At 72.6% G+C, this 22,919-nt stretch carries 29 protein-coding genes; 21 read left to right on the forward strand and 8 right to left on the reverse strand.

Features of this window, described 5'->3' with window-relative positions; genetic code table 11:
* Positions 1 to 6 precede the first annotated feature (6 nt).
* From ACFVTR_RS14960 to pnuC, 5 genes are all read left to right on the forward strand, one after another.
* The gene (locus ACFVTR_RS14960; protein ID WP_387038542.1) at positions 7 to 909 is read left to right on the forward strand and encodes an ABC transporter substrate-binding protein; all 903 of its coding nucleotides are present in this window, start codon (positions 7 to 9) and stop codon (positions 907 to 909) included.
* Positions 910 to 938: 29 nt separating this feature from the next.
* Positions 939 to 1,940: an amino acid ABC transporter permease gene (locus ACFVTR_RS14965; protein ID WP_387039152.1), complete on the forward strand. Its 1,002-nt coding sequence runs from the start codon at positions 939 to 941 to the stop codon at positions 1,938 to 1,940.
* The gene (locus tag ACFVTR_RS14970; RefSeq protein WP_376947119.1) at positions 1,937 to 2,713 is read left to right on the forward strand and encodes an amino acid ABC transporter ATP-binding protein; all 777 of its coding nucleotides are present in this window, start codon (positions 1,937 to 1,939) and stop codon (positions 2,711 to 2,713) included. The genes ACFVTR_RS14965 and ACFVTR_RS14970 overlap by 4 nt, the downstream gene beginning before the upstream one ends.
* Before the next feature lie 71 nt (positions 2,714 to 2,784).
* Positions 2,785 to 3,246, forward strand: a complete 462-nt coding sequence (locus ACFVTR_RS14975) for a DUF3054 domain-containing protein (protein WP_387038544.1) — start codon at positions 2,785 to 2,787, stop codon at positions 3,244 to 3,246.
* Complete coding sequence (gene pnuC / locus ACFVTR_RS14980) at positions 3,243 to 3,914, forward strand: nicotinamide riboside transporter PnuC (protein WP_387038546.1); 672 nt, start codon at positions 3,243 to 3,245, stop codon at positions 3,912 to 3,914. Before ACFVTR_RS14975 ends, pnuC begins: the two co-directional genes overlap by 4 nt.
* Before the next feature lie 27 nt (positions 3,915 to 3,941).
* Here the strand turns inward: pnuC and ACFVTR_RS14985 are convergent, their stop codons facing one another.
* Positions 3,942 to 4,280: a hypothetical protein gene (locus ACFVTR_RS14985; protein ID WP_387038547.1), complete on the reverse strand. Its 339-nt coding sequence runs from the start codon at positions 4,278 to 4,280 to the stop codon at positions 3,942 to 3,944.
* A gap of 191 nt (positions 4,281 to 4,471) precedes the next feature.
* Here ACFVTR_RS14985 and ACFVTR_RS14990 point away from each other — a divergent pair, with 191 nt between their 5' ends.
* Both ACFVTR_RS14990 and ACFVTR_RS14995 read left to right on the forward strand, forming a co-directional pair.
* Entirely contained in the window at positions 4,472 to 5,113 is a 642-nt protein-coding gene (locus tag ACFVTR_RS14990) for an RBBP9/YdeN family alpha/beta hydrolase (RefSeq protein WP_387038549.1), read from the forward strand.
* 8 nt (positions 5,114 to 5,121) lie between these two features.
* Positions 5,122 to 6,687, forward strand: a complete 1,566-nt coding sequence (locus ACFVTR_RS14995) for a methyltransferase (protein WP_387038550.1) — start codon at positions 5,122 to 5,124, stop codon at positions 6,685 to 6,687.
* A gap of 39 nt (positions 6,688 to 6,726) precedes the next feature.
* Here the strand turns inward: ACFVTR_RS14995 and ACFVTR_RS15000 are convergent, their stop codons facing one another.
* Complete coding sequence (locus ACFVTR_RS15000) at positions 6,727 to 7,155, reverse strand: DUF1761 domain-containing protein (protein ID WP_376947811.1); 429 nt, start codon at positions 7,153 to 7,155, stop codon at positions 6,727 to 6,729.
* 109 nt (positions 7,156 to 7,264) lie between these two features.
* Between ACFVTR_RS15000 and ACFVTR_RS15005 the strand changes: the two genes are divergently transcribed.
* The 3 genes from ACFVTR_RS15005 (at position 7,265) to ACFVTR_RS15015 (ending at position 10,189) form a co-directional block, all read left to right on the forward strand.
* Entirely contained in the window at positions 7,265 to 8,194 is a 930-nt protein-coding gene (locus ACFVTR_RS15005) for a DnaJ domain-containing protein (RefSeq protein WP_387038551.1), read from the forward strand.
* 64 nt (positions 8,195 to 8,258) lie between these two features.
* Entirely contained in the window at positions 8,259 to 9,548 is a 1,290-nt protein-coding gene (locus ACFVTR_RS15010; RefSeq protein WP_387038553.1) for a M18 family aminopeptidase, read from the forward strand.
* 107 nt (positions 9,549 to 9,655) lie between these two features.
* Positions 9,656 to 10,189 (forward strand): rhodanese-like domain-containing protein, encoded by a 534-nt coding sequence (locus ACFVTR_RS15015; RefSeq protein ID WP_387038554.1) that lies wholly within the window; start codon positions 9,656 to 9,658, stop codon positions 10,187 to 10,189.
* A gap of 61 nt (positions 10,190 to 10,250) precedes the next feature.
* Here ACFVTR_RS15015 and ACFVTR_RS15020 read toward each other — a convergent pair whose 3' ends face one another.
* The 3 genes from ACFVTR_RS15020 to ACFVTR_RS15030 form a co-directional block, all read right to left on the reverse strand.
* Positions 10,251 to 11,141, reverse strand: a complete 891-nt coding sequence (locus ACFVTR_RS15020) for a sulfurtransferase (RefSeq protein WP_387038557.1) — start codon at positions 11,139 to 11,141, stop codon at positions 10,251 to 10,253.
* A 116-nt stretch (positions 11,142 to 11,257) separates the two neighbouring features.
* Positions 11,258 to 11,455 carry a hypothetical protein gene (locus tag ACFVTR_RS15025; RefSeq protein WP_387038559.1) on the reverse strand — a complete coding sequence of 66 codons (198 nt, stop codon included), beginning with the start codon at positions 11,453 to 11,455 and terminating at the stop codon, positions 11,258 to 11,260.
* 64 nt (positions 11,456 to 11,519) lie between these two features.
* A complete protein-coding gene (locus tag ACFVTR_RS15030; protein ID WP_387038561.1) occupies positions 11,520 to 12,914 on the reverse strand; it encodes an L-serine ammonia-lyase in 1,395 nt (464 codons plus the stop codon).
* A gap of 139 nt (positions 12,915 to 13,053) precedes the next feature.
* Between ACFVTR_RS15030 and ACFVTR_RS15035 the strand changes: the two genes are divergently transcribed.
* Positions 13,054 to 14,100: a GNAT family N-acetyltransferase gene (locus ACFVTR_RS15035; RefSeq protein ID WP_387038564.1), complete on the forward strand. Its 1,047-nt coding sequence runs from the start codon at positions 13,054 to 13,056 to the stop codon at positions 14,098 to 14,100.
* Positions 14,101 to 14,103: 3 nt separating this feature from the next.
* On the opposite strand, the gene ACFVTR_RS15040 is transcribed toward ACFVTR_RS15035, so the two are convergent.
* Entirely contained in the window at positions 14,104 to 14,535 is a 432-nt protein-coding gene (locus tag ACFVTR_RS15040) for a GNAT family N-acetyltransferase (RefSeq protein ID WP_387038566.1), read from the reverse strand.
* A 98-nt stretch (positions 14,536 to 14,633) separates the two neighbouring features.
* Between ACFVTR_RS15040 and ACFVTR_RS15045 the strand changes: the two genes are divergently transcribed.
* The 4 genes from ACFVTR_RS15045 to ACFVTR_RS15060 are packed head-to-tail and all read left to right on the forward strand — an operon-like array spanning position 14,634 to position 17,155.
* Positions 14,634 to 14,870 carry a helix-turn-helix domain-containing protein gene (locus ACFVTR_RS15045; protein ID WP_387038567.1) on the forward strand — a complete coding sequence of 79 codons (237 nt, stop codon included), beginning with the start codon at positions 14,634 to 14,636 and terminating at the stop codon, positions 14,868 to 14,870.
* Positions 14,863 to 15,372 (forward strand): Clp protease N-terminal domain-containing protein, encoded by a 510-nt coding sequence (locus tag ACFVTR_RS15050; RefSeq protein WP_387038569.1) that lies wholly within the window; start codon positions 14,863 to 14,865, stop codon positions 15,370 to 15,372. The genes ACFVTR_RS15045 and ACFVTR_RS15050 overlap by 8 nt, the downstream gene beginning before the upstream one ends.
* A 2-nt stretch (positions 15,373 to 15,374) precedes the next feature.
* A complete protein-coding gene (locus tag ACFVTR_RS15055) occupies positions 15,375 to 16,316 on the forward strand; it encodes an ABC transporter ATP-binding protein (RefSeq protein WP_387038571.1) in 942 nt (313 codons plus the stop codon).
* Positions 16,313 to 17,155 carry an ABC transporter permease gene (locus ACFVTR_RS15060; protein WP_387038573.1) on the forward strand — a complete coding sequence of 281 codons (843 nt, stop codon included), beginning with the start codon at positions 16,313 to 16,315 and terminating at the stop codon, positions 17,153 to 17,155. The genes ACFVTR_RS15055 and ACFVTR_RS15060 overlap by 4 nt, the downstream gene beginning before the upstream one ends.
* A 22-nt stretch (positions 17,156 to 17,177) precedes the next feature.
* Here ACFVTR_RS15060 and ACFVTR_RS15065 read toward each other — a convergent pair whose 3' ends face one another.
* Complete coding sequence (locus ACFVTR_RS15065; RefSeq protein ID WP_387038574.1) at positions 17,178 to 17,786, reverse strand: CoA-binding protein; 609 nt, start codon at positions 17,784 to 17,786, stop codon at positions 17,178 to 17,180.
* Positions 17,783 to 19,078, reverse strand: a complete 1,296-nt coding sequence (locus tag ACFVTR_RS15070; protein ID WP_387038577.1) for an O-acetylhomoserine aminocarboxypropyltransferase/cysteine synthase family protein — start codon at positions 19,076 to 19,078, stop codon at positions 17,783 to 17,785. The genes ACFVTR_RS15065 and ACFVTR_RS15070 overlap by 4 nt, the downstream gene beginning before the upstream one ends.
* Positions 19,079 to 19,281: 203 nt before the next feature.
* On the opposite strand from ACFVTR_RS15070, the gene ACFVTR_RS15075 reads away from it, so the two are divergent.
* The 6 genes from ACFVTR_RS15075 to ACFVTR_RS15100 all read left to right on the forward strand — a co-directional run bounded on the left by ACFVTR_RS15075 (position 19,282) and on the right by ACFVTR_RS15100 (position 22,840).
* Positions 19,282 to 20,349, forward strand: a complete 1,068-nt coding sequence (locus ACFVTR_RS15075) for an AAA family ATPase (RefSeq protein ID WP_387038579.1) — start codon at positions 19,282 to 19,284, stop codon at positions 20,347 to 20,349.
* Positions 20,346 to 20,642, forward strand: a complete 297-nt coding sequence (locus ACFVTR_RS15080) for an antibiotic biosynthesis monooxygenase family protein (protein ID WP_387038581.1) — start codon at positions 20,346 to 20,348, stop codon at positions 20,640 to 20,642. Before ACFVTR_RS15075 ends, ACFVTR_RS15080 begins: the two co-directional genes overlap by 4 nt.
* Before the next feature lie 101 nt (positions 20,643 to 20,743).
* A complete protein-coding gene (locus ACFVTR_RS15085; RefSeq protein WP_387038583.1) occupies positions 20,744 to 21,073 on the forward strand; it encodes a DMT family transporter in 330 nt (109 codons plus the stop codon).
* A gap of 92 nt (positions 21,074 to 21,165) precedes the next feature.
* The gene (locus tag ACFVTR_RS15090) at positions 21,166 to 21,597 is read left to right on the forward strand and encodes a hypothetical protein (protein WP_387038585.1); all 432 of its coding nucleotides are present in this window, start codon (positions 21,166 to 21,168) and stop codon (positions 21,595 to 21,597) included.
* Positions 21,591 to 21,815, forward strand: a complete 225-nt coding sequence (locus ACFVTR_RS15095; RefSeq protein WP_387038587.1) for a helix-turn-helix transcriptional regulator — start codon at positions 21,591 to 21,593, stop codon at positions 21,813 to 21,815. The genes ACFVTR_RS15090 and ACFVTR_RS15095 overlap by 7 nt, the downstream gene beginning before the upstream one ends.
* On the forward strand, positions 21,812 to 22,840 hold the full coding sequence (locus ACFVTR_RS15100; RefSeq protein WP_387038589.1) for an NAD(P)-dependent alcohol dehydrogenase: 1,029 nt from the start codon (positions 21,812 to 21,814) through the stop codon (positions 22,838 to 22,840). Before ACFVTR_RS15095 ends, ACFVTR_RS15100 begins: the two co-directional genes overlap by 4 nt.
* The last annotated feature ends 79 nt before the right edge of the window (positions 22,841 to 22,919 follow it).

The following is a 22,919-nucleotide window of genomic DNA, read 5'->3' on the forward strand; positions in this document are numbered from 1 at the left end:
ACCAACATGAACATCCGCCGACTTCTCCTGCCGGCCGCCGTCGCATCCGCCGCGGCCCTGCTCTTCACTGGCTGCGTCAACAACGCCGAGAGCGAGGGCGGCTCGACCGGGAGCGACGCCCCCGCCGCCTCGATCACGGCCGACGACGCCGCGGTCGCGCTGCTGCCCGCCGAGGTCAAGGACTCGGGCGTGCTGCGCATCGGCACCGACGCCGAGTACCCGCCCAACGAGTTCAAGGACGACGCGGGCAACCCGACCGGCTGGGGCGTCACCCTCGCCGAGGCGGTCTCCGCCAAGCTCGGCCTCGAGCCCGAGTGGGAGATCCTGAGCTTCGACAGCATCATCCCGCGCATCCAGGAGGGCGCGCTGGACATGGGCTCGTCGTCGTTCACCGACACGGTCGAGCGCCAGGCGTCGGTCGACTTCGTCGACTTCCTCAACGCGGGCAGCCTGTGGGCCGCTCCCGCCGGCAGCGACATCGACCCCGACGACGCGTGCGGCAAGACCGTCGCCGTGCAGTCGGGCACCATCCAGCACACCGACGAGCTGCCCGCCCGCAGCCAGGAGTGCGTCGACGCGGGCAAGCCCGCCATCGAGATCCTGCCGTTCGAGGGCCAGCCCGAGGTGACCAACGCCGTCGTCAACGGCAAGGCCGACGCCTTCTCGGCCGACCTGCCCGTCACGGGCGACGCGGTCGCCAAGCTCGACGGCCAGCTCGAGGCCGTGGGCGAGATGTTCGACGCCGCACCGTACGGCTTCGCCACCCAGAAGGGCGGCGAGATGACGAAGGCCGTGCAGGCCGCGCTGCAGTCGCTCATCGACGACGGCACCTACCTCGAGATCCTGACCGCCGCGGGCATCGAGTCGGGGGCCGTCGACGAGGCCGTCATCAACGGCGCCACCAACTGATCCGGGAAACGACCGCAGTCATGTCCGACATGCAGTCCCGGTCGGCGGGGTCCCAGACCCCGCCGGCCGGCACCGGAAGCGACACGCCGCCCGAGGCGATCAAGGCCATCAAGCTGCGACACCCGTGGCGCATCGTCCTCGCCGTCGTGCTCGTCCTGATCGTCGTCCTCTTCGTGGTCGACGCCGCCGTCAACCGGCCGGTGTACAACTGGCCCGAGGTCGGCAAGTACCTCTTCGACACGCGCGTCGTCGAAGCCGCGGGGTACACCCTCCAGCTGACCGTCTACTCGATGGTCATCGCCATCGTGCTCGGCGTGGTCCTCGCCGTCATGCGGCTCTCGCCGAACCCCGTCGTGAAGTCCGTGGCCTGGGTGTACCTGTGGCTCTTCCGCGGAACCCCGGTCTACGTGCAGCTCGTGTTCTGGGGCCTCGTCGGCGTCATCTACAAGACGATCGACGTCGGCATCCCGTTCTCCGAGCCGTGGTTCTCGCTCACGACGAGCGACCTGCTGAGCTACTTCGCACTCGCGATCATCGGCCTCGCGCTCAACGAGGCCGCCTACATGGCGGAGATCGTGCGCGCGGGCCTGCTCGCGGTCGACCGCGGCCAGGAGGAGGCGGCCACGGCGCTCGGCCTCGGCTGGTGGCACACCATGAGCCGGGTCATCCTGCCGCAGGCCATGCGCGTGATCATCCCGCCGACCGGCAACGAGGTCATCTCGATGCTGAAGACGACCTCGCTCGTCATCGCGGTGCCGTTCACGCTCGAGCTGTTCACGCGCACGCAGGACATCGCGGCGAAGACCTACCAGCCGGTGCCGATGCTGATCGTCGCCTCAATCTGGTACCTCGCGATCACCTCGGTGCTCATGGTCGGCCAGTACTACCTCGAGAAGCACTACGCGAAGGGCGTCGACCAGCGCCCCGCCCCGCAGAAGCCGACCGTCGAGACCAGTGCGGTCGCCGCGGTCGACGCGGGCGTCGATCTGGGCGCGGTGCCGCCCAAGAACCGCCCGGGAGGAGGCGCATGAACGCCGCGGAGACCCCCATGGTGAAGGCCGAGGCGGTGTCGAAGGCCTACGGCTCGAACACCGTGCTGCGGTCGATCTCGCTCGAGGTGAAGCGGGGCGAGGTGCTCTGCCTCGTCGGTCCGTCAGGCTCCGGCAAGTCGACCTTCCTGCGCTGCATCAACCACCTCGAGACGGTGAGCGCCGGCCGCCTGTCGGTCGACGGCCAGCTCGTGGGCTATCGCCAGCACGGCGACAAGATCTACGAGCTGCACCCGAAGGACGCCGCGAAGCAGCGTCGCGACATCGGCATGGTGTTCCAGCGCTTCAACCTCTTCCCGCACATGACGGCGGTCGAGAACGTGATGCTCGCGCCGACACTGCTGAAGAAGAAACTGCCGAAGGCGCAGCTGAAGGCGCGTGCGCTCGAACTGCTCGCACGCGTGGGCCTCGCCGAGCGCAGCGACTACTACCCGTCGCAGCTGTCGGGCGGCCAGCAGCAGCGTGTCGCGATCGCCCGGGCGCTCGCGATGGAGCCGAAGCTCATGCTCTTCGACGAGCCGACCTCGGCGCTCGACCCCGAGCTCGTGGGCGAGGTGCTCGAGGTCATGAAGGAGCTGGCGAAGAGCGGCATGACGATGATCGTCGTGACGCACGAGATGGGCTTCGCCCGCGAGGTCGCCGACACGCTCGTCTTCATGGACGGCGGCGTCGTCGTCGAGTCGGGCGACCCGCGCGAGGTGCTGTCGAACCCGCAGCACCAGCGCACCCGCGCCTTCCTCTCGAAGGTGCTCTGACCCGAGCAGGATCGGACGAGCCCGGTGGAGCAGGCGATCGCGCCCGCCCCACCGGGCTCTACGATTGAGGGGTGAATCGACAGAGCGTCCCGTCGCCCGCCGGCCCGTCGTCGGCCCCGCCGACCACGGCCGGCGCAGTGGCCGCCTTCCTCGTCGACGCCGTGCTCGTCGTCCTGTTCGTGATGATCGGCCGCCGCAGCCACGCCGAAGGCGTCGACCTCGCGGGCATCTGGCAGACCGGGTGGCCGTTCCTCGCGGCGCTCGCCGTGGGATGGCTCGTCTCGCTCGCCTGGCGCCGACCGCTCGCGCTCTGGCCGACGGGCGTCGTCGTCTGGGCCGTGACCGTCGCCGGCGGCATGGCGCTCCGTGCCGCCTCCGGCCGGGGCACCGACCCCGCCTTCATCGTGGTCGCCACGGTGACGCTCGCGGTCTTCCTGCTCGGCTGGCGCGCGATCGAGGGGCTGCGCGCCCGTCGGCGTGCTGCGCGCGCGGCGGCGGAGGCCGAGGCGAACGGCGCATCGGCCGCACCGTGAACCCGATCGAGTGGCTCTTCGACGCCCAGCTCGTCATCGGCGACCAGGTGATCCTCTGGCGCGAGATCGTCGGCAACCTGTTCGGGCTCGCGAGCGCCCTCGGCGGCCTGCGGCGCAAGGTGTGGGCGTGGCCGGTCGGCATCGTCGGCAACGCGCTGCTCTTCACGGTCTTCATGGGCGCCGTCTTCGACACCCCCAACCCGGTCAACCTGCTCGGGCAGGCCGGACGGCAGCTGATGTTCATCTGCGTCTCGATCTACGGCTGGGTGCAGTGGTCCCGTCACCGCAACGCGGCGGAGGGCGCGTCGGCGGTCGATCCGCGATGGGCGAGCGGCCGTGAGCGGCTGCTGCTCGTGGGGCTCCTCATCGGCGGCACGCTCGTGCTCACCCCGATCTTCCGCGCGCTCGGCTCGTTCGAGCCGGTATGGGCCGACGCCTGGATCTTCATGGGGTCGCTCCTCGCGACCTGGGGCATGGCGAAGGGGTGGACGGAGTTCTGGCTCATCTGGGTCGCCGTCGACATCGTCGGCGTGCCGCTGCTCGTCTCGGCCGGGTACTACGCCTCGGCCCTGATGTACCTGTTCTACGGCGCGTTCACGCTGCTCGGCTTCTTCACCTGGATGCGCGTGCAACGGCGTCGCGCCGAGTCGCTCGCCGACCCGGCCTGAGGGCGCGGTCGGTCGGGGGCGCGAACCTCACCAGGCGGCGGGCACCCGGTCGAGCACCGACCAGACGGCGGCGCTGAGCTCGGGATGGTCCAGCGCGATGCCGCGCAGGAGGTCGAACTCGAAGCGGGCGGCCTCGCCCTGACGCGCGGCGGGGTGGTAGGCGCGCGAACGCGCCGGACCCCACTCCTCCGAGCGGAGGCGGTCTTCGCGAAGGGTCGCGACGACCTGTTCGTCGACCGAGGGAAGTTCGGGCAGGAACTCCCACGGGTCTTCGCCGAGCCGGCAGCGCAGTTCGATGAGCGCGGCGAGTTCGTCGCGCGCGTCTCGACGCAGGCGTTCGAGCGCCGGTGCCGGTGTCTCTGCCATTGTGCGACCTCCCCTCGCTGCCACGATCGTACGCCCACGCTACGCGCAGCGTGTGACGCTCGGGTTACGGGGCGCAATCCAGGATGTCGCGCAGATGACGCCTGTGTGACGTGCGTCGTGCGTCGGCATGCCGCGCCGGGTTTGAATGGGCGTCGCGGGCGATCGGCGTCCGCGGTGAACGGAGGCACGCCATGGCCGAGGTGCTCATCCTGCACGGCTGGCAGAACCGTCGGCCCGAAGGGCACTGGCAGCGCTGGCTGGCCGACGAGCTGCGCGGGCTCGGCCACGAGGTGCGGTACCCGCAACTGCCCGACCCAGACGCTCCCGATCGCGCGGACTGGCTCGCCGCGCTCGACGCCGAACTGCGCGGCGCCGACCCCGAGCAGCTCACGATCGTGGCCCACAGCCTCGGCTGCCTGCTCTGGGTCGCGCACGCCCGGGCGCGGGCCGCTGCGGGCCTCGGCGACGTCGTCGCGCGGCGGGTGCTGCTCGTCGCGCCGCCCTCCGACGCGGTCGTGACGGCGATCCCCGAGCTCGCGTCGTTCGCGACGACGAGCGGTGCGGCCGACGAGCAGGCCGCGCTCGAGGTGATCGCCGCGCTGGCTGCGGCGAGCGAGGAGCCCCCCGTCGTGGTCTCGGGCGACGTCGACGAGTACTCGCCGGTGGATGCCGAGGGGCTCGCGGCCCGATTCGGCCTCGAACGGATCGTCGTCGAGGGCGGCGGCCACCTCACGATCGACGACGGCTTCGGACCGTTCCCGCTCGTCCTCGACCTCGTCGAGGCGACCGGCGCCGTGCGCCGGCCTCCGCACGCTCCCGCGCGCTGCGCTTGAATGGTCGGGTGGAACCCGCACCCAGCCCCGAACTCCTCGCCCGGCTCGCCGCCGACCTCCGTCGCGCCGACTACACCGTCGACGCCCTCGACGCGCTCTGGGGCGACGACGCGGCCGCCGCCCTGCACCGGGGCGAGCGTGTTCCCGCACGGCGTGTGCTCGACGCCCGCCGGGGCGAGCACGGGGCATCCGCACCGCTCGCGGCGCTCGCCGAGCTCTTCGTGCTCGGGCTCCCGGTGCCCGCCGCCGAGGCGGCGGAGGCGCTCGCGACCCTCGGTGTCGACGGCGCCGTCGAGCTCGGGCTCGTGCGGGAGTCGGGTGGGCAGGTCGCCGCGGCCCTCGACCTGCGCCCCTACGCCTTCGCCGACGAGCGCGGATCGGCCCTGTGGTGGATCCTCTCGGACCTCGGCGAGCTCGCACTCGGTCACGCTCTCGGCGAGCACCACGTGCTCGGCGTCGGCGGCGCCTCGACGACGCTCTCGGGCCTCATGCTGCCGACTCGGGCGAAGCGCGTGCTCGACCTCGGCACCGGCTGCGGGATCCAGGCCATGCACGCCTCGCGGTTCGCCGATGGGGTCGTCGCGACCGACATCTCCGAGCGGGCGCTCGCGCTCGCCCGCATGAACCTGCTGCTCAACGGTATCGAGGGCGTCGAGCTGCGCCTCGGCAGCCTGTTCGATCCGGTCGCGGGGGAGCGCTTCGACCGCATCGTGTCGAACCCGCCGTTCGTGATCACCCCGCGCACCGAGGGCGTGCCCGAGTACGACTACCGCGACGGCGGGATGGTGGGCGACGCCCTCGTCGAGGCGGTGGTGCGGGGCGCGGCCGAGCACCTCGAGCCGGGCGGCATCGCGCAGCTCCTCGCGAACTGGGAGTACCGGGCCGGCGACGGCGAAGACGCCGACGGCCTGGCCCGCGCGGTCGCCTGGACCGACGGCCTCGAGCACTGGATCGTCGAGCGCGAGGTGCAGTCGGTCGCCGAGTACGCCGAGACCTGGATCCGCGACGGCGGCACCCGCCCCGGCACGCCGGCGTTCGACCGGCTCTACGACGCCTGGCTCGACGACTTCGAGGCGCGCGGCGTCGAGCACGTCGGATTCGGCTACGTGCTGCTGCGCCGACCCGACGTGCAGGGGGATGCCGCGCCGACCGCGCCGCTCGCGCGGGCCGAGCGCCGCCACGGCCCGCTCGGCACCGATGCGGCCGCCCTCGGCGGGCACCTCGCGGCCGTCCTCGCCGCGCACGACCGCCAGGCGCGGGTGAGCGATGTCGAGCTCGGACTGCTGCGGTTGCGCGTCGCCGGCGACGTCACCGAGGAGCGGCACTACTGGCCGGGCGACGAGGACCCCACTGCGATGCTGCTGCGGCAGGGCGGCGGCTTCGGTCGCACGGTCTCGCCCGGCACGGGCCTCGCCGCCCTCGTCGGCGCCTGCGACGGCGAGCTCGCGGTCGGGGCGATCGTCGCCGCGCTCGCCCAGCTGCTCGAGGTCGACGAGTCGGCGCTCGCCGCAGAACTGCTGCCCGCCGTGCGCGAGCTCATCGACGACGGGATGCTGCTGCTGCCCGACTCGTGATCGGGCACGGAGCAGCCGCCCGCGACCCCGGAGGCCTGATCAGACGGTGCCTGCGGGCGGCCAGACGCCGATGATGAGCGCCATCACGATGACCGTCACGAGTTCGTGCGCGATGTTCAGGATGGTGAGGCCGGGCGGGCGACCCTCGAAGGCGTCGTGCGTGATGAAGCGCGCCGCGGTGAACCCCGCCCAGAGCATGAGGCCCGTCATCATCGTGATGCCGAGGTAATTGCCCCCGAGCGCCGTCCACGCGATCTGCGCCGCGATCGCGAGCACCCACGCCGAGATGAAGCTCACGATGAGCGTCGTGAGGATCGGGCCGACGGCCCCGCGGTCACCCGAGTCGTCGACCTTCGCGACCCGCATCCAATAGTTGCCGAAGACCTTCGGGGTGTACCAGACCGAGCCGACGAGCATCGTCGAGAGCGTCGCGATGACGACCGCCCAGTAGTTGACCTCCACGAGCATCGCGGCCTCCCGGCGCTTGTGCGGCCCGGCGGGCCGGAATGCTCCGCAGTCTAGACCCGAGGGGCGGCGCAGCGGGGTATTGTCGTGGTCGCAGATCGAAAGCGAGCCCATGCCCGACTCCCCGCTCTCCGACTCACCGTACGAGGTGCTCGGCGTCGCCTCCGACGCGGATGCCACGGAGCTCCGTGCGGCGTATCGGCGTGCGCTGCGCGTGGCCCACCCCGACACCGGCGGCGACCCGGCCCGCTTCCACGCGGTGCAGCGCGCCTGGGCGCTCGTCGGCACGCCCGCCGCGCGCGCGGCGTTCGACCGGGGTTCGGGCGGCGTCGCGGCGCCCACCCGTGCGACGTGGGCGCCCGCCCCGCCTCGGCCGCGGCACGACTCGCGCCCGCTCGCCCGCTCGTACGGCCACCCCGGCGGGCTCTCCCGCGAGCGGTACCTCGCGCTGATCCGCGAATGGGTGGGCCGCGGCGTGCCGCTGACAGACCCGTACGACCCCGCGCTCGTGCGCAGCGCCCCCCGCGACATCCGGCATGTGCTCGCCGACGCGCTCGCCGAGGAGGCGACCGCGCGCTCGCTCTCGACGCTCGGCATCGCGTACACGATCTGGCACGACCTCGCGACGAACGCCGCGGGCCCCGGGCTCCCGCCGAAGCTCGACCACCTCGTGCTCGGCCCGACGGGGCTCTTCGCGATCCAGTCCGAGGACTGGGGCGGCCCGGTGGCGCTGAAGCGCGGCGAGCTCGTGGGCGAAGCGCTCGCGGGCGAACGGCCGATCCGGGCGCTGGCCGCACGGGCGAAGGCCATCGGCAAGGCCGCGAAGGTCAGGCCGACGGCGCTCGTCGTCGTCGTGCCCGACCAGTTCGCGGCGGAGCCGATCGAGTTCGGCGGAACGAATCGCGGCGCGGTCGTCGCGCTCGTGCGCAGCTCGCGCCTCGCGAGCGCGGTGCGCGAGGGGCTGCCGGGTTCGGCGCACCTCGGCGGCACCGAGGTGATGGAGGTCCGATCGCGGCTCCAGGCCGTCGTGCGCTTCGCCTGATCCCGCACTGTGCCGGGCACTGCCCGGTTCGTCGTCGCGGGGGTCGGCGGTGTTGGATGGAGGCATGCCTGCTGCCACGACCGTGACCCCGACCGACGCCTACATCGAGGACTTCGCCGCTTTCGTGCAGGCCTCGCCCTCGTCGTACCACGCGGCCGCCGAGGTCGCCAGGCGCCTCGAGGCCGCCGGATTCGACCGCCTCGACGAGACCGCGGAGTGGCCCGCGGCCCCGGGCCGCCGGGTCGTTGTGCGCGACGGTGCCGTGATCGCGTGGGTGCACCCCGAGGGCGCCGGCCCGGTGACGCCGTTCCGCGTCCTCGGCGCGCACACCGACTCGCCGTCGTTCAAGCTCAAGCCGAACCCCTCCACCACGGGCGACGGCGTGCTGCAGGCGGGGGTCGAGGTCTACGGCGGGCCGCTGCTCAACTCGTGGCTCGACCGCGAACTCGAACTCGCGGGGCGCATCGCCACCGACGACGGCGAGCTGCACCTCGTGCGCACCGGGCCGATGCTGCGCATCCCGCAGCTCGCGATCCACCTCGACCGCGAGGTGAACAAGGGCCTCACCCTCGACAAGCAGCGCCACACGCAGCCCGTCTGGGGCGTCGTCGGCGGCGAGGACGCCGACCTCCTCGCGGAGCTCGCCCGGTTCGCGGGCGTGCCCGGCGCGACGATCGTCGGGCACGACGTGCTCGTCGCCGACACCCAGGCGCCCGCGCGCTTCGGGCGTTCGGGCGAGCTGTTCGCCTCCGGCCGCATGGACAACCTCAGCTCGGTCTACGCCGGCCTGGTGGCGCTGCTCGCCGCCCCGGTCGACGGTGGGCATGTCAGTGTGCTGGCAGCCTTCGACCACGAGGAGCTCGGCTCGGAGTCGCGCTCGGGGGCGAGCGGCCCGATGCTCGAGGACGTGCTCGTGCGCATCGCCGCGGGCCTCGGTGCCGGCGACGACGAGCGCCGCCGCGCGTTCGCCGCGTCGTGGATCCTCTCCTCCGACGCCGGCCACGCCGTGCACCCCAACTACCCTGAGCGGCACGATCCCGCGAACCGTCCGGTGCTGGGCGGCGGGCCCCTGCTGAAGCTCAACGCGAACCAGCGCTACGCGAGCGACGCCGTCGGCTCCGCGCTGTGGTCGGGCGTCTGCCGACAGGCGGGCGTGCCGACCCAGCCGTTCGTGTCGAACAACGCGATTCCCTGCGGCTCGACGATCGGTCCGCTCGCCGCGACCCGGCTCGGCATCCGCACGGTCGACGTCGGGGTGCCGCTGCTCTCGATGCACTCGGCCCGCGAGCTCGCGCACGTCGACGACCTCGCCGCGCTCGGGGCCGCCGTGACGGCGTTCTTCGCGCCCGCCTGAGCTCTGTCGGGCGCGCTCGGCGCCGTCCCGCCGCACTGGCCGGATCTTGCGGCGGAATGGCGCGATTTTCCCGCAGTCCGTGGCACGGGGGCTGGCAGTCTGGGCGCATGACCGAACTCACCGCCTCCGTCGCCCCGGCCGCTCCCGTCGCCACCGCGCTGTTCGACACCGTCGCCTCGCCCGAGACGGCGATCGCGCACTTCGCGGCCCGCCTCGCGGTCGAGGCGGACGTCTCGGACGTCGCCGCGGCGCTCGCCGACGGCGGCTCCGGGTTCGTGCTCGTCGACACGCGCAGCGACGAGGCGTGGGCGCAGGGTCACGTGCCCGGGGCCGTGCACCTGCCCCGCCGCAGGATCGCCGAGGAGGGCAGCGCGCTCGTCGGGCCGGGCACGGCGGTGGTCGTCTACTGCTGGGGTCCGGGATGCAACGGGGCAACGCGCGCGGCGCTCGAGTTCGCCCGACTCGGTCACCCCGTGAAGGAGATGATCGGCGGCTTCGAGTACTGGGTGCGCGAGGGCTTCGCCTACGAGACGGCCGAGGGGTTCGCGCAGCTCGCGCCCGACCCGCTCACGAACGTCGGCCGCGCCGGACTCGGCGGATCGCCGGTCGCCGGTGCCGGGGGCATCAGCTGCGACTGCTGACCGCCGCCGAAACCGCACAGACCACTCGTCACCCTCACCGGGCCCGACCGGGACTTCGCGCTCAGGCGAGGGTGACGAGCGGCGCCTCGGGGTCGGCGAGCCACTCCTCGAGCGAGCCGTCGTACACCGCCGCGGGGTGGCCGGCGCGACGCAGCGCGAACGCCGTGCCCGCGGCCGCGATGCCCGCGCCGCAGTAGACGATGATCGGGGCGGCACCGCCACCGGTGGCCGGGACGAGTCGCTCGGCGAGCTCGTCGCCGGCGAGGGCCCGGCGGGTCTCGGGCGCCACGACGGAGCCGACGGGCACGTTCACGCTGCCGGGGATGTGCCCGGGCCGCGGACGGCGCCCCGTCTCGCCGCGGAAGTCGGCGGGCGGCAGCGCGCAGACGAGGACGCCCTCGGTCTCTCCCACGACGACGCGACGCACCTCGTCGCGGTCGGCCCAGAACCCGGCGCGGGCGTCGAGCCGTAGCTCGCCCGCCGTCCGCGGTGTACGGAACCCAGTCTCGAGCTCGCGGCCCTCGGCGCGCCACGCCGTGAGCCCGCCGTCGAGCACGGCGACGTTCGCGAAGCCGGCCGAGCGCAGCAGCCACCAGAACCGCGCGGCCCAGTGCCCGATCGAGGTGTCGTAGACGACGACCGCCGTCCCGTCGTCGATGCCGAGCGCTCGCGCCGCCCGGGCGAGGCGCTCGAGGCCGGGACGGGTGAAGGTGTGCGGGCCCGGCTCGGAGAGCTCGTCGATGAGGTCGGCGAAGACGGCGCCGGGCACGTGGCCCTCGATGAGGTGGTCGTCGAGGCCGCTCACCCAGCGGAACCCACCGGGGGTCTCGACCCCGAGCACGGTGGCGTCGACCACGACGAGCCGCTCGTCGTGCAGGTGGTCGGCGAGCCACGCGGTGGTGACGAGGTCGTCGGGAAGATCGAGGGGCGTGCGAGGTTCGGGCGTCGTCATGCCGTCACGGTATCCGCGGAGCCGTGCGGCGTCGACGGGCCGTGACACGAGCCGTCACGGGGCGCAGCATCACGTCACGTCAGGTCACGCTGACGGTGTCAGACGGCGGAACGGGGTCAGCGCAGCGGGCCCCTGCGGCTCTCCAGCCACATGGTGTGCTCGCGCAGGCCGTTGCGCACGGCGGCCTTGATGATCAGGTAACCGATCCACAGCATCAGCGCGAGGACGGCGAGGTAGATCACCAGGCCGATGACGAGGCCGATGAGGCCGGCTCCGTAGAAGAAGGACGGGTCGAGCGTCGGGTCGCTTTCCATGCAGAAACTTTGACAGAAGCGTCGCGTCGCCGGGAGAGTCCCCCTCCGGGGGACACGCGGCCCGTCAGCACTCGATGACGTTCACCGCGAGGCCGCCCTCGCTCGTCTCCTTGTACTTCGTCATCATGTCGATGCCGGTCTGGCGCATCGTCTCGATCACGGTGTCGAGCGACACGAGGTGGGTGCCGTCGCCGTGCAGCGCGAGACGTGCGGCCGAGACGGCCGTCGACGCCGCGATCGCGTTGCGTTCGATGCACGGCACCTGCACGAGCCCCGCGACGGGGTCGCAGGTGAGTCCGAGGTGGTGCTCCATCGCGATCTCGGCGGCGTTCTCGATCTGACCCGGCGTTCCGCCGAGCACGGCGCACAGCCCGCCCGCGGCCATCGCGCAGGCGGAGCCGACCTCGGCCTGGCAGCCGCCCTCGGCGCCCGAGATCGAGGCGTTCTTCTTCACGAGGCTCGCGATGGCCGAGGCGGTGAGCAGGAAGCGGCGGATGCCCGCGGCATCCGCACCGGGGACGAAGCGCAGGTAGTAGTGGCCGACCGCGGGGATGATGCCGGCCGCGCCGTTCGTCGGCGCGGTGACGACCCGCCCGCCCGAGGCGTTCTCCTCGTTGACGGCGAGGGCGAAGGCGTGCAGCCACTCGGTCGAGGTGTCGCGCTGGTGCACGGCCTCGATCTCGTCGTGGTCGTACGCCTCGAGGCGACGGCGCACCTCGGGGGCGCGGCGCTTCACCTTGAGCCCGCCGGGCAGGGTGCCCTCGGTGTCCAGGCCGTGCGAGACGCACTCGGCCATCGCCGCCCAGATCGCGTCGAGGCCCTCGTCGATGCCGGCCTCGCCGTGCACCGCGACCTCGTTGTGACGGGCGATGTCGCAGAAGGAGACGCCGTGCTCCTCGCAGAGGGAGAGGAGTTCGGCGGCGTTCGAATAGGGGAGCGGATGGCGGAGGGCCTCCGCCTCGCTCGGGGCGTCGCCCTCGCGGCGGATGAAGCCGCCGCCGACCGAATAGTAGGTCTCCTCGGCGATCGGGAGCGGACCGTCGCCGAAGGCCTGCAGGGTCATCGCGTTCGGGTGGCCGGGGAGGCGTGTGCGGGGCTCGAGCGAGATGTCGCTCTGCCGCAACCGGATGGGCCGTCGGCCGAAGAGGAGCACCTCGGCGCCGTCGGGGCCGGCCTCGTCGAGCCGCGCCCACGCACCGCGCACGTCGTCGGGGTCGCAGTCGTGCGGCTCGAGGCCCGCGAGCCCCGCGACGACGGCGTCGGGGGTGCCGTGGCCGAGCCCGGTCGCGCCGAGCGAGCCGTAGAGCGAGCACGAGACACGGGTCACCGCACCGAGCGCACCCTGTTCGTCGAGCGCCTCGACGAACATTCGAGCCGCCCGCATGGGGCCGACGGTGTGCGAACTCGAGGGGCCGATCCCGATCGAGAAGAGATCGAGGGCAGAGACGAACGCTGTCACCCTTCAAGGCTACGCCGCTTCACGCGCACGGATGCCTCGGGGCATCGCAGATTCGTGCGTCGCGGGCCGATCTCGCGCACATCGTCGGCAGCATCCGCGACGGACGGGCCCGCCGACCGGCCGCCTAGGCTGGTTCACGATGACGAACGACACCGCCCGCACCTTCGTCGACGGCACGACCATCCGACCGATCCGCCCCGACGAGTCCGACGCGGAGGCGGCCGTGATCGTGCGCGCGTTCGCCGCCGGTCCGTATGGACACCTGCCGAAGAGCGCCGAGCGTGCCGCGTTCGAGGCCGACACGACCGGACGCGGCGCCGACGGGGCCGTGCTCGTCGCCGTCGATGCGGACGGCGTCGTCGTCGGCACGGCGAGCGTGCTGCGCGCGGGCAGCCGCTACTCGCGCGTCGCCCGGCCCGGCGAGGCCGAGGTGCGACTGATCTCGGTCGATCCCTCGGCGCAGGGTGCCGGGCTCGGCGCCGCGCTCACGCGGGCGAGCCTCGAGGCGGCGCTCGACTGGGGCGCCCCCGCGCTCGTGCTCGACACCGGGAGCCGCAACACGCGCGCGCAGGCGCTCTACGAGCGGCTCGGCTTCGTGCGCGACGCGGGCCGCGACGCAGTGGTCGGCGCCGACGTCGAGTCCGTCGTGTACCGCTTCCCGCTGCAGCGGCGCGACGACGTCGTGGTCCGCCTGATGCGCGACGACGAGGCCGACGCGGTCGCCGCGCTCGTCGAGCACGCGTACGCCGCCGACTTCGAGCTGAGCGCCGGGTACCGGGCCGACATCGTCGCGGTCGGCGAGCGGGCGCGCGACCACCGGGTGTGGGTCGCCGTCGACGCGACGACGGGCGACCTCCTCGGCACGGCCTCGACGCCTCGGGCGGGCGAGACCATGTCGCCCGTCGCGCGGGACGGCGAACTCGACTTCCGCTTCCTCGGTGTCGCGCAGGGCGTCAGGCGGCGCGGCATCGGTGAGGTGCTCGTGCAGCACGTGCTGCTGCTCGCCCGTATCCGGGGGCTCGATCGCGTGGTGCTCAACACCGGACCCGACATGCTCGCCGCGCAGCGGCTCTACGCCCGGCTGGGGTTCAGTCGGCTGCACGAGCGCGAGTTCACCTTCGTGCGGCCCGACGGGTCGAGCTTCCAGATGCTGGCCTACGGGCGCGACGCCCGGCTCGCCGCCTGACGCCTACACCGTCGGATTCGGGCCGACCCGCGACATCCAGTCGTCGGGGCGGTCGATCCGCTCGAAGCCGAACCGTTCGTAGAGCCCGTGGGCGTCGCCCGTGATGAGCAGCACCCGCTTCAGCCCGAGCGGGTCGAGCGTGGCGAGCACGAACTCCATGAGGGAGACGCCGATGCGCGCGCCCCGGCTGCCGGGGTCGACGATGACGTCGCACAGCCAGGCGAAGGTGACGCCGTCGGTGACGACGCGGGCGTAGCCGAGCTGTCGTCCGCTCGCACGGTCGTAGGCGCCGAAGTTCATCGAGCCGTCGATCGCCGCGTCCTGCGTCGCCCGCGGTCGGCCCTTGGCCCAATAGGCGTGCTCGGAGAGCCAGGCGTGCACCAGCGAGCGGTCGAGGCGTTCGGGGTCGGTCGAGAAGTCGAGTTCGAGCGGCATAAGACCCGAGCGTATCCCCGGCCGCGGAGGTGAAGGGGGGGCCTCGAAATGAGCAACTCGGGTTGACAAAGTACGAACAAGCAACCTAAGTTGCTTGTATGACCCCCACGCCGCCAGAACCGACCGGAACCGAGGCCGACGACCTCGCCGCCGTCGTGGCGCTGCGAGAGCTCGCCGACCGCCTCGAAGACGCCGCCGTCGAACGCGCCATGCGCACCGGCTGGAGCTGGAGCCAGGTGGCCGAGGCGCTGGGCGTCACCCGACAGGCCGTGCACAAGAAGCACCACCGGCGACTCGAGCTCGCCGGCATCGAACTGAGGAGGCGAAATGCCTGACCGCCTGAACGACGAGGCACTCGACCTGACCCTGAAGCAGGTCATCATCAGCGCGGTCGACGAGGCGACCCGCCGCGGTGCGCCGAGCGTCGAGGCCGAGCACCTGCTGCTCGCGATCGCCTCCGGCCACGATGCCGCCGGGCGCACGCTCGCCGCGTTCGGCCTCGACCGCGCCGGTGTCGACGCGGCCCTCCGCGGCGAACGTGAGCGATCGCTCCGCGCCGCCGGCATCGAGCCCGTCGCCGAGGAGCGGCTCCTCGCGACCCGGCAGTCGCGCCCGCGCTGGGGGGCGACGGTGCGCGAGGCGCTGCGGCGTGCCGACTTCTCGGTGCACCGCGGCCGTCGCCGCGCCGAGCGCGAACGTCTGGCCGTCGCCGACGCGCTCGTCGGCATCCTTCGCGCCGATCTCGGCACCGTGCCCCGTGCGCTCGCCTACGCAGGGGTCGACCGGGTCGCGCTCGTCGCGCAGCTCGAGAGGGTCTCGTCCGAGGGGGAGTCCTGACGATGGAGCGCCCGACGAGGTCGGCGGAGCGCCCCGTGATCGAGGTCGACGACCTGCGCATGCGCTACGGCACGGTCGACGTGCTGAAGGGCGTGTCCTTCGAGGTGCGCCGGGGCGAGGTCGTCGCCCTGCTCGGGCCGAACGGGGCGGGCAAGTCCACCACGATCGAGATCCTGGAGGGCCTGCGGGCACGCTCGGCCGGTCGAGTCGACGTGCTCGGCGTCGACCCCGCCCGCGGCGCCGAAGGCTGGCGAGCCGGGACGGGCATCGTGCTGCAATCCTGGCGGGACCACGCGAAATGGCGGGTCCGCGAGCTGCTCGCGTATCAGGGCTCGCTCTACGCCCGGTACGCCACCGAACGGATGCCCCGCCCATGGGACGTCGACGACCTGCTCGAGGCGGTCGGCCTCTCGGACAACGCCGGTCGGCGGCTCTCCTCGCTCTCGGGCGGCCAGCGGCGCCGTCTCGACGTGGCGGTCGGCCTCGTCGGGCGACCCGAACTGGTGTACTTCGACGAGCCGACCGCGGGCCTGGACCCGCAGGCGCGCCGGGACTTCCACGACCTGGTCCGTCGCGTCTCGCGCGAACTCGACATGACGGCGCTCATCACCACGCACGATCTCGCCGAGGCCGAGCTGCTCGCCGACCGCATCATCATCCTCACGCAGGGCCGGATCATCGCCGACGGCACCGCCGAGGAGCTGGCGCGAGAGATCGTGGGCGCCGACGAGGTGCGCTGGGTGCAGGGCGGCGACCGTCGCACCCGGTTCGTCGCCGACTCGACGGCGTTCGCGCGCGAGCTGCTGCTCGAGCACGGCACGGCGGTCAGCGCGCTCGAGATCCGTCGCGCGTCGCTGGAGGACACGTATCTGGCACTGGTCCGCGAGGCCGAGGCCGCCGCGATGACCGCGGACGAGCCCGAGTTGGAGGGGGCGGCGCGATGAGCACCGGAATCGCAGGAGTCCGCGCGGGGTTCGCGCGCGGCATGATCGAGCTCCGGCTCGCGTTCAGCGGCGCGGAGCTCGTCGGCCAGCTGCTCTGGCCGGTGGCCACGCTCGTCGCCGTCTTCCTCCTCCGCGACGTTCCGATCGGCCCCGACTACACGCTCGACACCTTCATCCTGCCGGGAGCGCTCGGCATGTTCGTGGCGCTCGGCATGCTGCTCGTCGTGCAGCAGCTCGCCGCCGACCGTGAGGACGGCTCCCTGCTGCGTGCGAAGGTCACCCCGAACGGCATCCGCGCCTACCTGATCGGCAAGCTCGTGCAGATCTCGGCGACGATCCTCGCCTACCTCGCGATCATCCTCCTCCCGGGGCTCGTCTTCGTCGACGGGCTCGACACCGGCCGGCCGGGTTCGTGGCTGACCTTCACGTGGGTCCTGGCGTTGGGCCTCGTCGCGACCCAGGCCGTCGGCGTCTTCGTCGGATCGTTCGTCTCGACCTCGCGAGGTGCAGGCTACGTCTCCCTGCCGGTCCTCGGACTCATCGCGATCTCGGGCATCTTCGCTCCGATCACCGCGTTGCCCGAGTGGCTGCAGTGGGTCGCGCAGGCGTTCCCCGTGTACTGGCTCGGCCTCGGCATGCGCTCGGCCCTGCTGCCCGACTCGGCGGCCGCGATCGAGCTCCACGGCTCGTGGCGACCGGTGGAGACGGCCGTGGTGCTCGGAGCGTGGAGCATCGTGGGACTCGTCCTCGCGCCGATCGTCCTCCGGCGGATGACCCGGCGCGAGTCGGGATCGCGCGTCGCCGCGCGTCGCGAGCGGGCCCTGCAGCGCCTCGGATAGGGCGGGCCCGCCCGCGTCGCGCCTAGCGCAGCGTCTTGCGGCTCGTGATCTGGCCCGTGTCGAAGCCGAGCAGGTGGAGCCCGCCGTGGAAACGGGCATGCTCGACCTTGATGCAGCGGTCCATGACGACGGTCAGACCCTGCTCCTCGCCCGAGTACGCGGCCTCCTGGTTCCAGATGCCGAGCTGCACCCAGATGGTCTTCGCGCCGACGGCGACGACGTCGTCGATGACGCTCGGGATGTCGCTGCCGCGGCGGAACACCACGACGATGTCGGGCACCTCGGGGAGGTCCTTCAGGCTCGCGTACGCCGGCTGCCCGAGGATCTCCGTCTCCATCGGGTTCACGAAGTAGAGCCGGTAGTCGCTCGACTGCTGCAGGTAGGTGCCCACGAAGTAGCTCGAGCGCTGCGGCTTCGGCGAGGCGCCGACGATCGCGACCGACTTCGCCGCGTTCAGGATGCGCAGGCGCGCCTTCGCGTCGGGGCCGACCCAGGTGCGCTGCGAGTGCAGGAGCTTCGCGAGGGGCGAGGAGGCGGGCAGCTCGCAGGAGAGGCCGTTCGCGAAGCGGACCGTCTCGAGCGAGTCGGTCGCGTTCTCCGCGGCGGCATCCGTGCTGAGGGTGTCGGTCATCGCGTGCCTCCGGTCGCGGCGCTGAGCGCCTGGTCGAGATCGTAGATGATGTCGTCGGCGTCCTCGATGCCGACCGAGAGCCGCACCACGCCGGGCGCGACGCCCGCGTCGACGAGCTGCTGCTCGGTGAGCTGCGCGTGGGTCGTCGAGGCGGGGTGGATGATGAGGGTCTTCGCATCGCCGATGTTCGCGAGGTGCGAGGCGAGGTTCACGTTCTCGATCAGCGCCTGGCCGACGGCGCGCCCGCCCTTCACCTCGAAGCTGAACACCGAGCCCGGCCCCTTCGGCAGGTACTTCTGCGCCCGCTCGAAGTGCGGGTGGTCGGGGAGGCCCGCCCACAGCACCCGCTCGATGCGCGGGTCCTCGGCGAGCCAGTTCGCGACGGCGCGGGCGTTGTCGATGTGCGCCTGGATGCGGTACGGCAGCGTCTCGACGCCCTGTGCGAGCAGGAACGCGGAGTGCGGCGCGAGCGAGGGGCCGATGTCGCGCAGCTGCTCGGCGCGGAGGCGCGTGAGGAACGCGTACTCGCCGAAGTTGCCCGACCACTCGAGGCCGCCGTAGCTCGGCACCGGCTGCCCGAAGAGCGGGAACTTCTCGGAGTGCCAGTGGAAGCGGCCCGACTCGACGACGACGCCGCCGAGAGTGGTGCCGTGGCCGCCGAGGAACTTCGTCGCCGAGTGGGTCACGAGGTCGGCGCCCCACTCGATCGGTCGGTTGAGGTACGGGGTCGCGATCGTCGAGTCGACGATGAAGGGGATGCCGTGCGCGTGCGCGACGTCGGCGAGCGCCTCGAGGTCGGCGATCTCGCCCGAGGGGTTCGCGATGGTCTCGACGAAGAGCGCCTTCGTGTTCTCCTGGATGGCGGCCGCGTAGTCGGCCGCGTCGGAGCTCGCCACGAACGTCGTCTCGACGCCGAAGCGGCGGAGCGTGACATCCAGCTGGGTGATCGAACCGCCATAGAGGTTCGCGCTGGCGACGATGTGGTCGCCGGCGCCCGCGAGCGAGGCGAAGGTGATGTACTGCGCCGAGAGGCCCGACGCGGTCGCGACGGCGCCGAGGCCGCCCTCGAGGCTCGCGACGCGCTCCTCGAAGCTCGCGACCGTCGGGTTCGCGAGGCGCGAGTAGATGTTGCCGTACTTCTGCAGCGCGAAGCGGGCCGCCGCGTCGGCGGTGTCGTCGAAGACGAACGCGCTCGTCTGGTAGATCGGCAGCGCGCGGGCGCCCGTCACCTGGTCGGGGATGTTGCCCGCGTGGATGGCGCGGGTCTTGAAGCCGTATTCGCGGTCTGCCATGCGGGCAACGCTACGCGCGCGGCGGGGTGGATCCGGTGCGATTCGTAACGCGGGGCAACGCACGTTCGCGGATCCTTCGCGCGCGCGGTGCGCATGGTGCCTTCGCGTTCTCTAGGCTCTTCTGGTGATCGATCGGCATTCCGCCCCGTGGGCCCGGGCACTCGGCTCCGCGATCGGGGCGCCCGCAGCACGGGAACCCGCGCGTGTCTGAGCGCGAGGACCGGTTCGCGCACGGGCTCGTCATCGGCAGGTTCCACCCGTTGCACGCCGGGCACTCCAGCCTGATCACGAGCGCGCTGCGCGCCTGCGACCGGGTCACGGTCGAGGTGCTCGGCTCGAGCGGCGAGACGATCCCCCTCGACGCGCGCGCCGAGTGGGTGCGCGAGGAGCATCCGACCGCGAGGGTCGTCGCCGCCGTCGACGACGCTCCCGTCGATTTCGACTCGGATGCCTCGTGGGAGGCGCACACCGCCCTCATCGCGACGCTCGCGGCGGGCCCCGTCGACGCGGTCTTCACGAGCGACCCGTACGGCGCCGAACTCGCCGGCCGGCTCGGCGCCGAGTGGGTGCAGGTCGACCCCGGCCGGGTGCTGAACCCCGTCTCGGGCACCGCGGTGCGCGCCGACCCGTGGGGGCTCTGGCATGAGCTCGCCCCGGCCGCCCGCGCGCACCTCGCGGCGCGCGTCGTCGTGGTCGGCGCCGCGTCGACCGGCACGACGACGCTCTCGGCGGCGCTCGCCGAGGCGCTCGGCACCGACTGGGTGCCCGAGTACGGCCGCGAGTACTCCGCGACGCGCGAGGGCGGTCCGACTGGGCCGTGGCGCAGCGACGAGTTCGACCTCATCGTCGACCGCCAGCTCGCGCTCGAGCAGACGGCCCTGCGCCGGGTGCCGGTGCCGGTGCTCGTCTGCGACACCGACGTGCTCGCGACGGCGATCCGGCACGAATGGCATGTCGGCCACGAGGCGCCCCGCCTCGTCGCCCGGGCCGCCGCGCACCGGCCGGTGCTCTACGTGCTCGCGGGCGACGAGATCCCGTTCGTGGATGGCACCGGCGACGGCGGGGGATCGCGCCGCGCTGCGCAGCAGCGCTTCCGCGACGCGCTCGCCGCGAGCGGCGTGCCCTGGCTCGAGGTGCACGGCGACGTCGAGGACCGGGTCGCCCGGGCGCTGCCCGCGATCCAGTCGGCGCTGCGCGACCACCTCGCGTCCGCCGCGCCGCTCGAGGGACGCCCCGCGGTCGAGCCGCCGGACGCTACGGTGGGCGCATGATCCTCGAGCATGCCCTCCTCCCCGTCGTGCCCGGCCGCGAGGCGGAGTTCGAGACCGTGTTCGCCGAGGCGAAGCAGATCATCTCCTCGATGCCGGGCTTCGTCGACCTGACCCTGTCGCGCTCGATCGAGACGCCGAACGAGTACCTGCTCCTCGTGCACTGGGAGAGCGTCGAGGCGCACGAGCAGGGGTTCCGCGGCTCGCCCGAGTACGAGCGCTGGCGGGCGCTGCTCCACGGGTTCTACGAGCCGTTCCCGGTGGTCGAGCACTTCACCCTCGTGCACAGCGCCTGATCAGGCGCGCTTGCTAGCCTGTCCACAGGTCGTGAGAGACGGCCACCGGACGAGGGCACCCAGTACCCGGACATGACGACTGGCTCAAGGAGTGAACAGTCATGGCATGGGTCATCCTCATCGCGTCCGGCGTGCTCGAGGCCGTCTGGGCCACCGCGCTCGGCAAGTCCGAGGGCTTCACGAAGCTCTGGCCGTCGGTCGTCTTCGGCGTCGCGATCGTGCTCTCGATGGGCGGGCTCGCCTGGGCGATGCGCGACATCTCGATCGGCACCGCATACGCGGTCTGGGTCGGTATCGGTGCGGCGCTCACCGTCATCTGGTCGATGATCACCGGCGATTCGGATGTCTCGTGGGTGAAGATCGCCCTGCTCATGGGCCTCGTCGGCTGCGTCGTCGGCCTGAAGTTCGTCGACGGCGGTGCGAGCCACTAGCTCGAACATGTAAAGAATGCTTGACATCGTGTCTGCTTCGGTTGACACTGGATGTCAAGCATTCTTGACATCCAAGGCAAGGGGGTCCGACCATGTCGTACGAGGAGAAGGGCACCTGGCAGTACCTGGTCATCGCCGTCGTCGGCTACGCCGTGTACCTGTCGCTGATCGTGCCCCAGCTCGCCGCGGGCGTCGCGATCGGCGACGTCGACTACGTGCCGGCCATGCTCTGGACCATCGGCGGCGCGATCGTCGTCGCGATCGTGCTGCGCATCGTCGTCGAGATCTTCGCGCCGAGCGACAGCACCAGGGGCGACGTGCGCGACCGCGACATCGACCGCCTGGGCGAGCGGGTGGGCAGTTGGTTCGTGGTCGCCGGGGCGTTGGGCGCACTCGTGCTCGCGATGCTCGAGGCCGAATGGTTCTGGATCGCGAACGCCGTCTACCTGTGCTTCGTGCTCTCGGCGGTCGTGTCGAGCGTCACACGGCTCGTCGCCTACCGCAGGGGGGTGCCCGCGTGGTGAAGCCGACGCGGGTCACGAACGAGGTGCGCGCGCTCCGGTTCCGGCAGGGCGAGATGACCCAGGCCGAGCTCGCGAAGCGCATCGGGGTGACCCGCCAGACCGTCATCGCCATCGAGCAGGGCCGCTACTCTCCGTCGCTCGAACTGGCGTTCCAGATCGCGCGGGTGTTCGGGGTCGGCCTCGACGAGGTGTTCGGGTACCCCGAGGAGGGGGAATGACCATGCGCACCGTCATCGTGGACCGATACGGTCCGCCCGAGGTCGCCCGTGTCGCCGAGGTGCCGACGCCCGAGCCCGGCGCCGGCGAGGTCCGGGTGCGGGTCGCCGCATCGGTCGTCGGCGCTGCCGACGCCGCCATGCGGTCGGGGCGACCGCGTGTGGTCAGGCTCGCGGCGGGGTTCCGGCGCCCCCGCAATCCGGTTCCCGGAGGAGACTTCGCCGGCGTGGTCGACGCGCTCGGCGTCGGCGCGACGCGCTTCGCGGTGGGCGACCGCGTGCACGGCACGCTCGCGCCCGCCTCCGGAGCGAACGCCGAGTCCGTCGTGATCGCCGAGGACGCCGCGGTCGCGCCGACCCCTCCCGGCCTCGATGACGCCGAGGCGGTCGCGATCGTCGACGGATTCCTCACCGCCCTCCCGTTCCTGCGTGACCTCGGCCGGGTCGGCGATGGCGACGAGGTGCTCGTCGTCGGCGCCGCCGGCTCGGTCGGGTCCTCCGCCGTGCAGCTCGCGCACGCCTTCGGCGCCCGCGTGACCGCCGTCACGAGCACGTCGCATCTCGAGCTCGTTCGTTCCCTGGGCGCCGACGTCGTCATCGACCGCACCGCGGGTCGCCCGCAGGACGCGGCGGTGGCGGCAGCCCCGACCGCTGCCGCACGCGGCCGGAGCGGCGCTGCCGGCTACGACGTCGTGTTCGACGCGGTCGGCGCTTGGGGATTCCGCTCGGCGCGGACCCTGCTCGGCCCTCGGGGCGTCTATCTCACGACCGTGCCCGACCCCGTCGTGCTGCTGCTCGCCGGCCCGACTGCGCTGCTGCGCCGACGCCGGGCCGCGATCGCCTTCACCGGGCTCCGGAAGGCCGCGGCGAAGCGCGAGGACCTCGAGCTCCTCGGCAGGCTCGTCGCCGAGCGCCGGTTCCGGCCCGTGATCGACTCGGTGCTGCCGCTCGACCAGGTCGCGGAGGCCTACCGGCGCGTCGACGGCGGGCGCAAGGCGGGGGCCGTCGTGCTCGTCAGCGACGGCTGACGGCGTCCCTTCCGGATCGCGCGGGTGTTCGGGATCGGCCTCGACGAGGTGTTCGGCTACCCCGAGGAAGCGGAGGGGT

This window comes from Agromyces sp. NPDC058126 (assembly GCF_042884595.1).
In the GTDB taxonomy this organism is placed as follows: Bacteria; Actinomycetota; Actinomycetes; order Actinomycetales; family Microbacteriaceae; genus Agromyces.

Coding starts and splice junctions, on each gene's coding strand:
- ACFVTR_RS15040 (WP_387038566.1), bottom strand. CDS start 14,535: ATGCCGCTCGAACTCGACTTCTCGACCGACCCCGAACGCCTCGACCGC.
- ACFVTR_RS14985 (WP_387038547.1), bottom strand. CDS start 4,280: ATGGCAGAGACACCGGCACCGGCGCTCGAACGCCTGCGTCGAGACGCG.
- ACFVTR_RS14970 (WP_376947119.1), top strand. CDS start 1,937: ATGAACGCCGCGGAGACCCCCATGGTGAAGGCCGAGGCGGTGTCGAAG.
- ACFVTR_RS15005 (WP_387038551.1), top strand. CDS start 7,265: ATGCCCGACTCCCCGCTCTCCGACTCACCGTACGAGGTGCTCGGCGTC.
- ACFVTR_RS15015 (WP_387038554.1), top strand. CDS start 9,656: ATGACCGAACTCACCGCCTCCGTCGCCCCGGCCGCTCCCGTCGCCACC.
- ACFVTR_RS15020 (WP_387038557.1), bottom strand. CDS start 11,141: ATGACGACGCCCGAACCTCGCACGCCCCTCGATCTTCCCGACGACCTC.
- ACFVTR_RS15070 (WP_387038577.1), bottom strand. CDS start 19,078: ATGGCAGACCGCGAATACGGCTTCAAGACCCGCGCCATCCACGCGGGC.
- ACFVTR_RS15065 (WP_387038574.1), bottom strand. CDS start 17,786: ATGACCGACACCCTCAGCACGGATGCCGCCGCGGAGAACGCGACCGAC.
- ACFVTR_RS15045 (WP_387038567.1), top strand. CDS start 14,634: ATGACCCCCACGCCGCCAGAACCGACCGGAACCGAGGCCGACGACCTC.
- ACFVTR_RS15050 (WP_387038569.1), top strand. CDS start 14,863: ATGCCTGACCGCCTGAACGACGAGGCACTCGACCTGACCCTGAAGCAG.
- ACFVTR_RS15035 (WP_387038564.1), top strand. CDS start 13,054: ATGACGAACGACACCGCCCGCACCTTCGTCGACGGCACGACCATCCGA.
- ACFVTR_RS15060 (WP_387038573.1), top strand. CDS start 16,313: ATGAGCACCGGAATCGCAGGAGTCCGCGCGGGGTTCGCGCGCGGCATG.
- ACFVTR_RS14990 (WP_387038549.1), top strand. CDS start 4,472: ATGGCCGAGGTGCTCATCCTGCACGGCTGGCAGAACCGTCGGCCCGAA.
- ACFVTR_RS15085 (WP_387038583.1), top strand. CDS start 20,744: ATGGCATGGGTCATCCTCATCGCGTCCGGCGTGCTCGAGGCCGTCTGG.
- ACFVTR_RS15080 (WP_387038581.1), top strand. CDS start 20,346: ATGATCCTCGAGCATGCCCTCCTCCCCGTCGTGCCCGGCCGCGAGGCG.
- ACFVTR_RS15055 (WP_387038571.1), top strand. CDS start 15,375: ATGGAGCGCCCGACGAGGTCGGCGGAGCGCCCCGTGATCGAGGTCGAC.
- ACFVTR_RS15025 (WP_387038559.1), bottom strand. CDS start 11,455: ATGGAAAGCGACCCGACGCTCGACCCGTCCTTCTTCTACGGAGCCGGC.
- ACFVTR_RS15010 (WP_387038553.1), top strand. CDS start 8,259: ATGCCTGCTGCCACGACCGTGACCCCGACCGACGCCTACATCGAGGAC.
- ACFVTR_RS15000 (WP_376947811.1), bottom strand. CDS start 7,155: ATGCTCGTGGAGGTCAACTACTGGGCGGTCGTCATCGCGACGCTCTCG.
- ACFVTR_RS15100 (WP_387038589.1), top strand. CDS start 21,812: ATGACCATGCGCACCGTCATCGTGGACCGATACGGTCCGCCCGAGGTC.
- ACFVTR_RS14960 (WP_387038542.1), top strand. CDS start 7: ATGAACATCCGCCGACTTCTCCTGCCGGCCGCCGTCGCATCCGCCGCG.
- ACFVTR_RS15090 (WP_387038585.1), top strand. CDS start 21,166: ATGTCGTACGAGGAGAAGGGCACCTGGCAGTACCTGGTCATCGCCGTC.
- ACFVTR_RS14965 (WP_387039152.1), top strand. CDS start 939: ATGCAGTCCCGGTCGGCGGGGTCCCAGACCCCGCCGGCCGGCACCGGA.